13 protein-coding genes and 4 pseudogenes are annotated in these 13,285 nt (G+C 62.4%); 6 read left to right on the top strand and 11 right to left on the bottom strand.

The window, feature by feature from the left end:
* The first annotated feature begins 40 nt into the window (after nt 1-40).
* The 3 genes from N7573_RS09125 to N7573_RS09115 all read left to right on the top strand — a co-directional run bounded on the left by N7573_RS09125 (nt 41) and on the right by N7573_RS09115 (nt 1,578).
* Entirely contained in the window at nt 41-808 is a 768-nt protein-coding gene (locus tag N7573_RS09125) for an NAD(P)H-dependent oxidoreductase (protein WP_107431638.1), read from the top strand.
* Nucleotides 809-875: 67 nt separating this feature from the next.
* A complete protein-coding gene (locus tag N7573_RS09120) occupies nt 876-1,313 on the top strand; it encodes an acetyltransferase (RefSeq protein WP_279913732.1) in 438 nt (145 codons plus the stop codon).
* Between the two features lie 58 nt (nt 1,314-1,371).
* Nucleotides 1,372-1,578, top strand: a complete 207-nt coding sequence (locus N7573_RS09115; RefSeq protein WP_005410107.1) for a hypothetical protein — start codon at nt 1,372-1,374, stop codon at nt 1,576-1,578.
* A gap of 22 nt (nt 1,579-1,600) precedes the next feature.
* Here N7573_RS09115 and N7573_RS09110 read toward each other — a convergent pair whose 3' ends face one another.
* Complete coding sequence (locus N7573_RS09110) at nt 1,601-2,098, bottom strand: N-acetyltransferase (RefSeq protein WP_279913733.1); 498 nt, start codon at nt 2,096-2,098, stop codon at nt 1,601-1,603.
* A gap of 267 nt (nt 2,099-2,365) precedes the next feature.
* On the opposite strand from N7573_RS09110, the gene N7573_RS09105 reads away from it, so the two are divergent.
* The 3 genes from N7573_RS09105 to N7573_RS09095 are packed head-to-tail and all read left to right on the top strand — an operon-like array spanning nt 2,366 to nt 5,041.
* Nucleotides 2,366-3,022, top strand: coding sequence for a hypothetical protein (locus N7573_RS09105; protein ID WP_182266328.1), 657 nt, complete (start codon nt 2,366-2,368; stop codon nt 3,020-3,022).
* 40 nt (nt 3,023-3,062) lie between these two features.
* Nucleotides 3,063-3,716: a hypothetical protein gene (locus N7573_RS09100; protein ID WP_182266329.1), complete on the top strand. Its 654-nt coding sequence runs from the start codon at nt 3,063-3,065 to the stop codon at nt 3,714-3,716.
* Complete coding sequence (locus N7573_RS09095) at nt 3,713-5,041, top strand: XVIPCD domain-containing protein (RefSeq protein WP_279913735.1); 1,329 nt, start codon at nt 3,713-3,715, stop codon at nt 5,039-5,041. The genes N7573_RS09100 and N7573_RS09095 overlap by 4 nt, the downstream gene beginning before the upstream one ends.
* A gap of 54 nt (nt 5,042-5,095) precedes the next feature.
* Here N7573_RS09095 and N7573_RS09090 read toward each other — a convergent pair whose 3' ends face one another.
* The 10 genes and pseudogenes from N7573_RS09090 to N7573_RS09045 form a co-directional block, all read right to left on the bottom strand.
* Entirely contained in the window at nt 5,096-6,370 is a 1,275-nt protein-coding gene (locus N7573_RS09090; RefSeq protein WP_345781977.1) for a hypothetical protein, read from the bottom strand.
* Between the two features lie 97 nt (nt 6,371-6,467).
* Nucleotides 6,468-7,475 (bottom strand): XVIPCD domain-containing protein, encoded by a 1,008-nt coding sequence (locus N7573_RS09085; protein WP_279912158.1) that lies wholly within the window; start codon nt 7,473-7,475, stop codon nt 6,468-6,470.
* A gap of 57 nt (nt 7,476-7,532) precedes the next feature.
* Nucleotides 7,533-8,069, bottom strand: coding sequence for a hypothetical protein (locus tag N7573_RS09080; protein ID WP_279912178.1), 537 nt, complete (start codon nt 8,067-8,069; stop codon nt 7,533-7,535).
* Between the two features lie 415 nt (nt 8,070-8,484).
* Nucleotides 8,485-8,610, bottom strand: a pseudogene (locus N7573_RS09075) (type VI secretion protein); the annotation flags it as partial.
* 85 nt (nt 8,611-8,695) lie between these two features.
* On the bottom strand, nt 8,696-9,172 hold the full coding sequence (locus tag N7573_RS09070) for a DUF4189 domain-containing protein (RefSeq protein WP_343123932.1): 477 nt from the start codon (nt 9,170-9,172) through the stop codon (nt 8,696-8,698).
* Between the two features lie 225 nt (nt 9,173-9,397).
* A pseudogene (locus tag N7573_RS09065) lies at nt 9,398-9,685 on the bottom strand (type VI secretion protein); the annotation flags it as partial.
* A 706-nt stretch (nt 9,686-10,391) separates the two neighbouring features.
* Nucleotides 10,392-10,674: pseudogene (locus N7573_RS09060) on the bottom strand (type VI secretion protein); the annotation flags it as partial.
* Nucleotides 10,675-10,920: 246 nt separating this feature from the next.
* On the bottom strand, nt 10,921-11,427 hold the full coding sequence (locus tag N7573_RS09055) for a DUF4189 domain-containing protein (RefSeq protein WP_232528021.1): 507 nt from the start codon (nt 11,425-11,427) through the stop codon (nt 10,921-10,923).
* Nucleotides 11,428-11,491: 64 nt separating this feature from the next.
* Nucleotides 11,492-12,244: pseudogene (locus tag N7573_RS09050) on the bottom strand (type IV secretion system protein); the annotation flags it as partial.
* 50 nt (nt 12,245-12,294) lie between these two features.
* Entirely contained in the window at nt 12,295-12,831 is a 537-nt protein-coding gene (locus tag N7573_RS09045; RefSeq protein ID WP_223276932.1) for a DUF4189 domain-containing protein, read from the bottom strand.
* Nucleotides 12,832-13,285 lie beyond the last annotated feature (454 nt).

The following is a 13,285-nucleotide window of genomic DNA, read 5'->3' as shown; positions in this document are numbered from 1 at the left end:
ATCGCGAGGATGGTCGCACACTCCACGAACACCTCGCCCCATGCGCGCCCTGATCCTGCTGGCCCACCCCGAACCCCGTTCCTTCAATGCCCACCTGGCCATGCAGGCGGCCGAGCAGCTGCGGCACGACCATCTGCAGGTGGACATGGTCGACCTGTATGCAGAAGGCTTCGATCCGCTGGAAGCGGCCTGGCACCATCCACGGCGCCTGCAGCCCGAGCGCTTCGATGCCCAGCGCGAACAGCGCTACAGCGCCGAACACGACCAGTTGCCCGCCGATGTGCGGCATCACCTGCAGCTGCTGCAGGCCGCGGACCTGGTGATCCTGCAGTTCCCACTGTGGTGGTTTGCGGCGCCGGCCATCCTCAAGGGCTGGCTGGACCGCGTGCTGGTCTACGGGCCGATGTACAACAGCCGGCAACGCCACGAGCGCGGCGTGATGCAGGGCAAGCGTGCGTTGCTGAGCGTCACCACCGGCTCTTCGGCGCGGGCGTGCGCGGTCGATGGCCGCGAAGGCGATACCCGGCTGTTGCTGTGGCCGTTGATGTACAGCCTGCGCTACGTCGGCTTCGAGGTGATGGAGCCGCATATGGTGCACGGCGTGCGCTCAGGGCTTGCAGCGGAACGCGTGCAGGCCCACGACGAAGCATTGGTTGCAGCCACCCTTTCCTACCGCGAGCGACTGTCGCGATGGCGGCAGTGGCCGACCGTGCCCTTCAACAGCAGTGAGGACTTCGAGGATGGCGTGTTGCTGCGCGCGGAAGCGACTGCGTACAGTCCCTTCATCCGCCATCGCAACGCCGGATGAACCCGCACCTGCAGGCACGGCCGGAAAGCTTCATACTTCGCATTCCTGCAAGCACCTTGGTGAACATATGACCACCCTCCGTCCCTCTCGCGCTGACGACGGCGCCGCCCTTGTCGATCTCTGGCGCCGCGCCGTCGACGCCACCCACGACTTCCTCAGCACTGAAGATCGCCTGGCGATCGATGCCGAAGTCGCCGGTTTCCTGCCGCAGGCGCCGATGACCGTTGCTGTCGATGCACAGGATCGGCCGCTGGGCTTCATGCTGATCGACGGCACCCACATGGAAGCACTGTTCATCGATCCGGACGTGCGCGGCACCGGTATCGGTCGGCAGCTGCTGCAGCACGCACTGGCCCAGCATCCACAGCTGAGCACAGACGTCAATCAGCAGAATGAGCAGGCGGTCGGCTTCTACCTGCGCATGGGCTTCGTCGAAACCGGTCGTTCGTCACTGGATTCGCAGGGCCGCCCGTATCCGCTGATCCACCTTCGGCATAAGGCCTGACATCCGTTGGCAGCAGCTGCGTGTTAGCGTGGCTGCTTTCGATCAAGGAATGCCGTACATGGATGGTGCAAAAGCCCTGTTGACCCTGTTTGCGCTGGGCATCAGCCTGGTCTGGATCCTGGTGCCGTTCGCCATCTTCGCCGTGCGCAACCTGCTGCGTGAGGTACTGGTCGAGCAGCGTCGTACCAATGAACTTCTCGAGCATATCGGCGGCTACCGCATTCCGAAACCGCAACCCGAACCGACCGTCTGGCGCGCGCCCTGAGCGGGCGCACGCCCGCCGTGGCTCAGGCTGTCGCCTCGAAGGCCGGTGAGTACTGCACCTCGCCCTGAGCCAGCGGAGGCTGCAGGCAAAGCGCCTGGAAGTACTCCGCCGGCACGCCCGGCAACACCAGGCCCGGCTCGGCACGGAAGCCGAAGCGCCCGTAATAGGCCGGCTCGCCCAGCAATACACAGCCATGCGCACCCTGCTGACGCAGTACTTCAAGTGCGGCGCGCATCAGGGCCGCACCGATGCCCTGCCCCTGCCACGCGGGCAATACCGAGATCGGGCCCAGACCAAACCAGCCCGTGCTGCCATCGCTGACCGTCACCGGCGACAGGGCAATGTGACCGACCACCTGGCCCTGAGTTTCGGCGACCAGCGAAATGCTCAACTCCCCGCGGGTGCGCAGGGCGTCGACGATGAACTGCTCGGTGTGGCTGCTGTGCGGGGCTTCGCGGAAGGCGGCCTCGGTGAGTGCATGGATGGCGGCGTGGTCGGCCGTGGTTTCGGTGCGGATCATGCAGTTCAAGAGAACGCCTTTGATAATGTGATGAATGCGTGAATTATTGATTTAGGTCGCAGATTCAACCGCGAGCAGCCCCTGCCAGCAAGGCCAACGCGACGCCCGAATCCCCTGTGCTGCAATCGATTCGGCGGAATACACCGCATCGGGCGCGTCAAAAAGCCGTCGCGGCGGTGGCGCAGCGTTCCTGACACGCTCCATAATCGAGAAACCTGTCACCCAGGAAGGATATATGGACATGGACGCACGATGCAGGATCAGGCCATGGGAGTAGCGCTCCCTGAAAGGAAAAGGCAGCCGCTGCTGGCGTTGCTCGCCCTTATCCCACTGGCCGCATGCTCGCCCTATGCTGATGCCGAGCGCGACGTCGCCGCTGGTGGGCGCGGCCTGGCCAAACTCAACCCATCACCGCAGCAAGGCTACGAGCTGGTGCTGACACTGAAGGATGCCCCCGGTCCCTTCGCGGTGGTCGAGGGCGTTGCCCAGTACGACGCACGCAACTATGCAGCATGTGGGCGGATCGTACCTGCAACGGGCACTGCGGGCCGCATCACCAGTCAGGAACCTATCGCACTGCGCCAGGTGGGCGAGAACGAATACCGCGGCACGTTCTACCTCGACCGCATGCAGGACGAGGTTTACTACGGGCGTGGTGTCTGCCATTGGGCGCTGACGGGAGTCGGTGCGATGTTGCGCGCTACGACCGGCGAGGCGGATACGCGATTCCTGACGTTCATCGACAAGGAGCGCATGGACGCGGGGAGCCGGGTGACGCGGCACTACCCACGCGCCGACTACCCCCGAATCGAAGAGATCACCGGATACGGAGCGAGCGGCGAGGAAGATCCTTCCAGCTATCGCGCCGATCTGCGCAATGCGTTGTTCTCAACCACCACCACTGTGCAGAAGCTCATGCCATGAGCCGCCAGTTCCACAACCCCTACCCCCAAGGAGGCCGACATTGCGCCACAAGATGATTCCGTGCCTTGCTCTGCTTCTGTTGACCGCCTGCAACCCGGAGACCGCCATGAACCAGGAACGTGCCGCTGCTGAAGCCGATGTCGCCCAGGGTGGGCGCGGCCTCGCCAAGCTCAACCCCAGCCCGCGCAAGGCCTATGAACTGGTACTGCGCCTGAAGGATGCACCCGGCGATTTCGCACTGGTCAAGGGCGTAGCGCAGTACGACGTCACCAACGAAGACCAGTGCGGCCACATCGAGCCGGCCACCGGCACAGCTGCACGTATCACCAGCCAGGAACCGGTGGAGCTGCGCAAGGTCGCTGAGGGCGAGTACCGTGGCATGCTGTATGTGGACCGCATGCTGGATGAGGACTACTACGGTCGTGGCGTCTGCAAGTGGGAGTTCACCGGTGCCGGGGCAATGCTGAAGGCGACGGGTGCCGAAGAAGAGACCCGCTTCCTCACTTTCGTCGACGCCAAGCCGCTGACCGAAGGTGGCGCCCATACGCTCTACTATCCGGATCTGGTCTATCCGAAGGCAGATCGCGTTCCCAACTTCCCAGCCAGTGGCGAGCCCGATCGCAGCAACTACGCCCCTGATCTGCAGGACAAGCTGTTTACGATCACCCTCTCCGCAAGTGAGGTGGCGCCGTGACCATCACCTCTCAGGACTACGCCGCGTTATCCAATGACGCCTACAAGGATCGGGCCGTCGGCCGACGTGAACCCGGCCAAGAAGAAAAAGTCACGTTAAACGGCCATGAGTACAAGATACTTGAGCATGTCAACAATCGTCTCAACGGCTATCAGGGCACCGTCTATCAGCGCGTAGACACCAAAGAGATCGTCATTGCGCATCGTGGCACCGAGCAGATCGCTCGCGATGCGATTCTGACCGACGGCGGCATGGTGGTTGCGCGCACCAACGTGCAGGCGCCTGACGCGATTGCTTTGACACAGAGGACGCTCGAAGGCGCCGCGCTTCAATCCCGCTTGAACGGTGTGCCCGCGCCCCAGGTCACCGTCACAGGCCACTCCCTCGGCGGTGCCCTGGCCCAGATCACCTCGCACCACTTCAACGTCAAGGGCGAGACCTTCAATGCCTACGGCGCGGTCAGCCTCAGCTACCGCATTCCGGAAGGCGGCAACACCATGATCAACCACGTCATGGCCTCCGATCCGGTCAGCGCTGCCTCGCCGCACTTTGGCCAGGTCCGCATCTACGCCAAGCCCGACGAGATCAAGACGCTGGCAGCGAACGGCTTCAGCAATCACGCCCTGCGTGATCTGATTCCAGACCGTCCGATCATCGCGGCCACCAGTTCATTCGGCGCACACAAGCTGGGCAACTTCCTCAACGAAGGCTCGGTGCTGAAGCACCCGGAAACGCAGAAGCTGGCGAAAGACAACGCCAAGATGATCGAGGAGTACCGCGACGACGTGGAATCACTGCGTCGTGGCGTCACCCGCGCGGCACGCGGCATCCCTGGCGGCGCCATCGATCTGTACGACCACATCCGCGGCCCGCTGCAGCCCGGTGAACCAGCACGCCGCGAAGCAGAGAAGAACGGCCATCACACCAGCATGCTGCGCATGGACGATGCCAATCACCTGGGCAACCCGCTGTTCAACGACGCGATCCGTGGCGTGCATGCGCAGGACGTTCGCGTCGGCCGCGTGCCGGATGTGATGAGTACGCAGTTGGCCGGTAGCCTGGCGGCGGAGATGCACGCTGCAGGCGGCAAGCGCATCGACGAGGTGGTGATGAATGCCGACGCCTCGCGCAGCTTCGCGGTGCAGGGCCAGGGCGGCGACCCGGCGCATCTGCGCGTGTCGGTGGACACGGCCGTGGCGATGAACACCCCGCTGGAGCAGAGCAGCCAGCGCATTGATCAGCAAGCTGCGGGACAGCGCCTGGCACAGGACCGCGATCAACAACTGGAACAACAGCAGAACCAGTCCCGCAGCATGCAGGCCTGATGAACAGCGCGGGAGCCGGTCAATCCAGCTCCCGCGTCACTTCGGCCCTCTGCCTCAGGGGCTGGAGGCCGCGACCGGCGCGGACGCACCGGCGATCACGAACAGATCCGGCCCGGAATCCGGGAAGCCACCACAGGCGCGATCGCCCGGTGCTACCGGATCACAGGGCCACTGCGCCCGCGCGACCTTCTCGCGCAGCTCGAAGCGATCCCCAGTCCAGACCACGAAGGCCAGGTGCTCGCGGTTCCAGTCACTGTAGGCACGCGGACCGCCCTTCTGCGCCGTCTCCGGGTACTGCACGAACCAGCGCATGGCCGGGCCATACTGCAACTTGCTGTGGTCCAGGCTGATCCGGCCCTCGCGCGACAGCTGCCGTGCACGATCGGCCTCCGTCAGTTGGGGCATGGCCGGCATGGCATCGGCGGTCACATCCCTCGGCGCGGCGTCCCCGCGAACCTGGTACACACGCTGGGCCACATAGGCCTCGCGGCAGTCACCCGCTGGCACACGTACCGGCTCCGCGCCGTACTCATCGCGATTGGCGACCCGGTCGCTGCAGGTGAACGGTGCCGACACCAGGTAGAACGTGCTGTCGGCGTCGCGTCCTTCCAGCGAGCGCACCCAGATGTCGCCCATCCGCGCGATGAAGTCCGGGCGCTGGCCGTAGCCCGGCACCGCCTTGAACCAAACCTTCTGTTGCACCTCACGCTCGCGCCAGCTGCGCGGCAGGTGGATGTCCTGCTGGGGCAGCGCGACCAGCAGCGCGGCCAGATGCGCCGGCATCGTGCCTTGGCAGGCGCCGATCAGCAGCTCGCCCTGGGCCGCCAGCCGCCCAGCCAGATCCACCGGGCAGCGGGCACCAAGCGCACGCTCGGTCGCCTGCTCGGGCGGCAACGGCGCGATGACCAAGGCGGGTGGCGCGGGAGCTACCGCCGGGACGGCTGGCTCGACGACAGCAGGCGGTGCAGCGACAGGCGCCGCCGCTGCGGGTGCAACGGGCACAGACGTCGGGTCTGCAGCCGGCGCCGGCTGCGCGTCCACCACTGGTGTCGCAGGAGGTGTCACGGCAGCCGGTACATCGGGAGCCGGCACCGCGACAACGGTTTCGGTGGCCATGGGCGCTGCAACAGGTGCCATCCCTGCAGGCGCGTCAACGATCGCCTCGGCGGCGATGGGCGCCTCCACGACGGGCGCCGCTGTCTCCTGAGCATGAGCCTGTGCCGACGCTGCGGCAAGTCCAAGTGACAGCAGCCAGAGCGGCGGCAGGCGGCGCGCGGATGCATCGCAGCGGGCAGCGACGTGCCGGGCATTCGAGGGAACGATTCGCATGTGGTGTCCTTCCGAGTGGGTTTCCATGTCGGCGCCACAGGGCGCCACGCGTCGTACGTAAAGCACCGGCGGATCCCCTGCCCGCCGGCATCAGGTGTTACAGGGATCGAGAACGCTGCTCCTGCTCGCGGGCGAGCGCGGCCGCCGGGTCCTGCTGGGCGACACTGGCAGCCAACTGCTGGCTGCTCTGCGCCAGCGGCTGCTGGGCGGCCTGCTCCCGGTCAACGGACGCACGCAGCATCGCCGGATCTCCCAGCGTGCCCTGCACCGCAAACAGCGTGCGCCCGTCGTTGCCCGCCAGCAGATGATCGATACGCGACAGGCCGGCCTTCTGCGCGCTCAACGCCAGCGCGCCGGCGGCGTTGTCCAGTTCCTGTTCACTGCGCAGTCCGCTCTGCACCCCCATCTGCTGCAGGTGCTGGCGTGCCCCCTGGAACAGGGCGTGTCCCGGCTCGCCCGGCTGCGACATGTCGCGCAGGGTGGCCTGCTGCGCCGGCGCCCCTACTTCGCCCCGCTCCAGCCGCGCCATCACATCAGGCGTCAGCTTCTGCTGCCACGCATCGAATCGCTGCTGGCGGGCCTCGATGCCGTTCAGGCCACCATTGATCGCGCGCGTCGCTTCGCGCACATCCTCGCGCGCCGCCTCCGGCACGCGCGTTTGCCACTGCCACACCGCAATACGGCCCGCATGCTCAGGCTGCGCGGCCAGTTCCGGTTGATTCACCAGATCCAGATCCAGCGCCTTGCCGGCACGCTCGTAATTTTCCTTGCCGACCAGCGGCAGATAGCCACGGCCGTGATACTTCAGTGCATCACCGGGCGCGTCATTGCCCATGCGCCCGCCATACATCAGTTCGGCCAGATTCTCCGGCCGCCCCCGCAGCGCCTCCTGGCGGGCGCTCTCAAGCGCACCATTACCATTGCGCCACGCCGCTTCCACCGGGATCTGCGAGATACCCCGGGTGAAGTTGAAACTTTCATTGAGCCGGCTCAGGCCACGGGACTCGTGCCCGGCCTGCGCCATGAAGTTGGCCAGTTCCCGGGACGAGGTGATGCCGGCCTCCGTGGCCTGCCGCAGCAACTGCGACTCTCTATCCTGCGACACGGTGAAACTCCTGCTCGATCATCGTTGGGTACTCCCGCCTCCTCACAGGCATGGCACTCAGGGCAAGCTCACGTCGGCGACAACGGACGGATCGAAATCCTCGAACCGCACCCGACCAAGTTCGGCCGCCGAGAAATCGCGTGTATGACTGGCCTCGGTCTCAGTGTCGACCACCCTGCGCTGCACCCCATGTACCCAGCAGGCCTGCTCGGCGGGTGCATAGCGGAAGGTGTAGACACTGCTCCAGCGCTCGCGGCTCCCGCCGTTGGTGATCACGCTGAACGCGCCATCCTCGATCGTCACGTACGCGAAGGGATCGCCGGCGATGCCGCCACGGGTGGAGCACGGCACCAGCTTGTCGTTACGCGCGGCCAGCTGCCATCGGCCCGCGGCGTCGCCCAGCAGCAGCAACAGCACCCGGTTGGGACCGTGCTCGCCAGGCACCAAGCCGTCGGGCGCCGGTTGATCGATTACCAGCAACTGGTCGTCGATCCCGTTGCCGGTGAGATCGCCGCGTACGGCTTCCAGCAGGTTCGCGCCGGACGGAACGAACGCCAAGGCATTGTCCATGTGTACGCCACTCCCCTTCGGCATCCCCTGCGACTCCTTCAATCCTGACTTTCCAGTACCCGCGCGACGACCGGGAAACCATGCGCTGCGCTGCAGGCTCCGGTTTCCACCATGGCGGATGATAGCCCCGGCCCTGCGGCGTCTGCGATGGTCGCAATCAACATCCGCATCGTGGGTCGTCAGAGTCCTCATGGACGGAAAAGCTCCTGCGTTCGATGGCACCGATGCGTCGGGATTTTGACGCGCACGCAGCTTACTTCGAGGAGGCGGGGCTCGTCGAAGGGAGCTTGGGATGAAAAGCGCACTTGATCACAGAAAAAGCGCAGTTAACGTGAATGGTGGCTTATCCGAAAAACAGATCCGCGGTGGATGGCGCCGGGGATGCATCGCCTCCCGCAGCCCCGCCGGCCTGAGGTTGCGCGGAAAGCGTGCGCTGCTTATCGCGCCCGAACATGCCCATGCTGGTGGCAACGGCCACAATCAACGCTGCCCGCGCCATGTTGGTTACCAGGACCATCATCGAGTCGCGGCTGCAGCCTGTAACGATTCGATAGCCTTGCAACACTTCTCCACAGCGCAGTAAAAGAACATTTGCCCACTAGGACCGTCGCGCCACTCGATCTCGGCGGGATGTCACGGCAACCATGAGACTAGAACGACTCAAAGATCGGCTCAGAACAATCTGTATATAGAACTTTGCACTGCCCACCACCGATGTCCGCGCAATGGGACAAAACTCGATTTGTAGCCTCCTCCTTGGAGCCTGCAACCGAATAGGAGACGCGCCCCTTACTCCCCCTCTCGGGATCAGCATATGCAACGCACTGGTTCTTATAGGTAGTTCCGACTTTGCAATCTCTAGCGCCATGGGTCGCGCAACGGGAAAGCGCCTCGGACACAGCTTCCTGCTTTGAACGCCTTCCGACTGATGCCCCCATATCGCCCGTGCTTACTGCGGTTGCAATAGCTCCCCAGGTTTTGATCCAGCGGCCTGTCGCGACCGGACCACTGGACCCCGCAGCGCCTCCATTGGAGCCCGGTATTGGCGCACATCCACCAACCCCCTGTCCGCCAATCGGATACTGTCCGGGCGGGCAGCGCCCCTCCGCTTGGACATCTGCTGTCACAAGCAAGAACAATGCAGAGCAAATCCAAAAGAGGGAGATCACAATGCGCTTCACGTTAACTCTCCAATACGCCTGAAATCACTGTCTACCAGGATGAGCAGCTCGCTGGCCAGTTTCCGCAATCCTTGTTGCATCCGACTGCGGCAATGTCATGCAGCTTGTTGACTGATTACTGTAGTCACCGGCGTCTGCAGTACGCCCCTTCTCCGGCTTATCCGGCGAGTAGTAGCTACCCGGCGACTGCCCACTCGGGCCCGGCGCCTGCGCAACAGGGCTGCCACCTATCTGCGAATATGCCATGAAGCTACCCAAGGTGCCCTGGAAGAACATGGCCGCCATTGGGGGCACAGTCAGAATCAGGGTCGTCAGGATCAATCCCATGCCGCCCTACTGCATCGCCTGACTGGTCATGCCGTCGCTGGACGCGCCCATCAGCGGGAACTTGTTCACCAGCGGGGTCACCCCGAACGACGCAGACACGCGAATCACCATACCTATGGCCAGCGATTCCAACCCCAAAGGCAAAGTCGATGTCTTAGGCGGAAGTGAGAAATAGAAATAGCCCGCTTCTCAGCAGGCCACCTCTAAAACAAATAAGAAGAACCTCGGCGTGCAACAAAGCTCACCCAACGCGAGGATTCCATCAGCGGAAAGGCTTAAACTCAGACATGCTGCACGCAGAGTAGATAACGGTACAACTGCGCCCCTTGCCCTCGGATTCACAACGGCGCACTGATTCCGCCTTCGCATCCTCTTCATTAGGTGATCGATACGCCACGGTTGTCACATCGGCCAGGGGTATTGAGCCAATCACCGGGCCGGCTAGCGCGGCGCATTGATTGTGGTACTCAAGAATAACTTTACACTTCTGCCCCCCCATGCGCTGACATTCAGAGAGCGCGAGAGACCTGGCTTCTCTCTTTGATTTTTTGACCTCTGCCACACCAATCGCCAAATTCTGGCCTACTTGATGGTCTGCATCTTGCGCCAAAGCACCCCACCGGGTTTCCCACTTGCCAGTTGGCGTGGGGCCATTGCTCTCACCACCAATTTGACCGCCCGGAATTGGCGCACAACCTCCTACGCCCTGCCCTCCCACCGGGTACTGACCTGGGGGGCACCGCCCTTCTGCCAACGCCACATTAGAAATAACGAGCAGCAAAAGCACGACAATGCACTTCATACTTACACCTCTATCAATCGACACTGTCATTTCACGCTAGGCACCAGCCTGCCCATATTTTCCAGTATCTTGCTTGATCTCACCTGATCGCCCAATACCGTAACCAGAAGTCGCGCCGTGGCAGGAACTGACCGATGAAGCACTGGAATGATCCTTTGTCTGGGCCGGCGAATAGTAGCTACCCGGCGCCTGCGCAACCGGGCTGCCACCTATCTGCGAATGTGCCATGAAGCTACCCAAGGTACCCTGGAAGAACATGGCCGCCATTGGGGATAGTCAGAATAGTGTTCGTCAGGATCAAGCCCACGCCCCCCCTTCTGCGCCGCGCAGCGTCATCCGCAATGCTCTTCGCCAAAGTCCTCATCGACGGGAAAGCGCCTGCGATTGAGGGCCAGATGCGTCAGCATTTTTGACGCGCACGCAGCCCACTTCTTCGGGCATGGGACCGAACTCCCGAATTCAGCTTCGAGAGTTCATTTCATGATGGCCCCAGCCACTCTGATCCCTCTACCAAAGTGCGATAGGTGTTGGACGTCGGATGTGTCAACCCAGCTCCATAGAGCAATCAGAACTCTTGGAAGATTGGCTCACTGCAATCCGTGTACTTGATCGTGCACTGCCCACCGCCGTGAGCAGCACAGTACTTCAGAACCTCAGTGGAAGCGGCCTCTCTCGTTGGACCACCGGCCATTGAAATCAATCCTTTAGAGCCCGGAGCCGGATCCGCATAAGCGACGCACTGGTTTTTATACGTTATCCCTACAGAGCAATCTTTCGCACCATATGTCGCACAGCGGGACTGAGCCTCAGCGACGGCCTCGGCCTTTGATCTCTTTCCAACCGAAGCTCCCACATCACCGGTCACAACAGATCGGGATATGGCTCCCCAGGTCTTGATCCACTTACCTATCGCACGCGGCCCGGAACTCCCCTCACCCTGAGAGGCTGGAATCGGGGCACAGCCACCCGCACCCTGCCCGCCAATCGGATACTGACCTGGCGGGCAGCGCCCCTCCCCATATGCAACTAGTGGGGCAAGGAACAGGAGAATCAGCAATAGAAAATTATTCATTCTCATAAGAAACCACTCGACAGCAGATCAAGAATTTGCGCCAACTTCCCGGCGACGCATCAAGTTAACGATTCACCCCGCGAAGGCCCGTGTCGTGAATCGTTGGCGCTGAGTTCTGTGGCAAGGTCATGCGAGCTGTCCCGGCAGCCGCATCCTGACCCGCCGTCGGAGCGTCAGTACTGTTAGATGGCTTCGGAGGAGCGTAATAGCTCCCTGCCGGTTGGCCATTCGGACCAGGCGACACAGCCCCAGCACTGCCACCTATCTGCGAATATGCCATGAAGCTACCCAAGGTGCCCTGGAAGAACATGGCCGCCATTGGGGGCGCAGTCAGAATCAGGGTCGTCAGGATCAATCCCATGCCGCCCTGCTGCATCGCCTGACTGGTCATGCCGTCGCTGGACGCGCCCATCAGCGGAAACTTGTTCACCAGCGCTGTCACCCAGAACGAGGCGGACACGCGAATCACCATCTCCAGTGCGATCGACACCATTGCCGCCAGCACCGCCAACATGGTTCCGATGCCATAGAACAACCATCGCTGGAACAACTGCTTGGTCTGGTCGAACAGAAGGCAAAGAATGAACAACGGCCCGAATCCGATGAACAACGCTATTGCTACTTCGTAGCGCAGAAGCATTGAACCCGCAGTTACCGCTGGACCGCCGGTGCCGAGGCCGATGAACCACATGGCCCGGGTCTTGTCTTCCTGCAATCCAGGGTCATTCAGAATCTTGATGCCATCAATACTGGACAGCGCCACCTGCATCCAAGCCAGACTCTTGTCGATCTGCTCTTCCGGTGCCTGGTCTTTTCCGGCTAATCAGGCATTTCTACGTTTTCAGCCAGAAACTCATAAGCGCAACCTCAGAAGCTCTCAAACTCAGGCTCGGTGCATCCAGAATAAATCACTTTACAGCCATCGCTCCCCTGTTTTAAGCACGCATCCACAGCCATCTTACTCGCAGCATCAACAGATGCCGCACGCGCAAACGTGGAGCCACCAAATCTTGCATCACTGGGGGATACGAATGCTGCGCATTGATTATTGAACTCCAATACCACCCTGCAATCCGTAGCCCCCCGCTGTGCGCAATTAGCAAGGGACTCCGAAGCCGCATCCCTCTTCTTTCGCTTACCGAGAGCCACGCCGACATCGCCCCCCTTCGCTAAAGCGATGGCCCCCCAAGTCTTGATCCAACGCCCTGTCGCAACAGGCGACGCTTGGCCTGCTCCAGTGGTACCACCTGGGATGGGAGCACAGCCGCCGACTCCCTGACCGCCAATTGGATACTGACCAGGAGGACACCTACCTTCTGCATTGGCCGTCTGTGGCAATTGGCAGGCAATGATTCCCACACCCAGCAGGAGTACTACACCTGAATAGACACGAATTGACTTCATTTCCGGCCTCTAGTTCGAAGCTAAGCCTTTACGACCAGTATCAGAATTGCCTGACCCAACTGTGGAGTTGCTGCCAGTGACTACGACATTGCTCCCAACTGAAGTCGATCCACCCGATTGACTGCCACCGCTCGTCGACGGCTTGTCCGGCGTGTAATAACTACCCGACGGCTGCCCGCTCGGACCCGGCGCCTGCGCAACAGGGCTGCCACCTATCTGCGAATATGCCATGAAGCTACCCAAGGTGCCCTGGAAGAACATGGCCGCCATTGGGGATAGTCGGAATAGTGTCCGTCAGGATCAAGCCCACGCCCCCCCTTCTGCGCCGCGCAGCGTGACCCGCAATGCTCGTCGCCAAAGTCCTCATCGACGGAAAAGCGCCTGCGCTTGAGGGCCAGATGCATCAGCATTTTTGACGCGCACGCAGCCTACTTCCAGGAGGTGTTGCTCGTCG

Origin of the sequence: Stenotrophomonas sp. GD04054 (assembly GCF_029836955.1) — a bacterium.
In the GTDB taxonomy this organism is placed as follows: domain Bacteria; phylum Pseudomonadota; class Gammaproteobacteria; order Xanthomonadales; family Xanthomonadaceae; genus Stenotrophomonas; species Stenotrophomonas maltophilia_A.
Note: the sequence above shows the minus strand (reverse complement) of the source record. Positions and strands in the feature narration are given on the sequence as shown.

Bases quoted from the DNA above. Each gene is read 5' to 3' on its own strand.
- N7573_RS09090 (WP_345781977.1), bottom strand. From the start codon at position 6,370: ATGCGAATCGTTCCCTCGAATGCCCGGCACGTCGCTGCCCGCTGCGAT.
- N7573_RS09115 (WP_005410107.1), top strand. From the start codon at position 1,372: ATGGATGGTGCAAAAGCCCTGTTGACCCTGTTTGCGCTGGGCATCAGC.
- N7573_RS09045 (WP_223276932.1), bottom strand. From the start codon at position 12,831: ATGAAGTCAATTCGTGTCTATTCAGGTGTAGTACTCCTGCTGGGTGTG.
- N7573_RS09110 (WP_279913733.1), bottom strand. From the start codon at position 2,098: ATGATCCGCACCGAAACCACGGCCGACCACGCCGCCATCCATGCACTC.
- N7573_RS09120 (WP_279913732.1), top strand. From the start codon at position 876: ATGACCACCCTCCGTCCCTCTCGCGCTGACGACGGCGCCGCCCTTGTC.
- N7573_RS09055 (WP_232528021.1), bottom strand. From the start codon at position 11,427: ATGAATAATTTTCTATTGCTGATTCTCCTGTTCCTTGCCCCACTAGTT.
- N7573_RS09125 (WP_107431638.1), top strand. From the start codon at position 41: ATGCGCGCCCTGATCCTGCTGGCCCACCCCGAACCCCGTTCCTTCAAT.
- N7573_RS09105 (WP_182266328.1), top strand. From the start codon at position 2,366: ATGGGAGTAGCGCTCCCTGAAAGGAAAAGGCAGCCGCTGCTGGCGTTG.
- N7573_RS09080 (WP_279912178.1), bottom strand. From the start codon at position 8,069: ATGCCGAAGGGGAGTGGCGTACACATGGACAATGCCTTGGCGTTCGTT.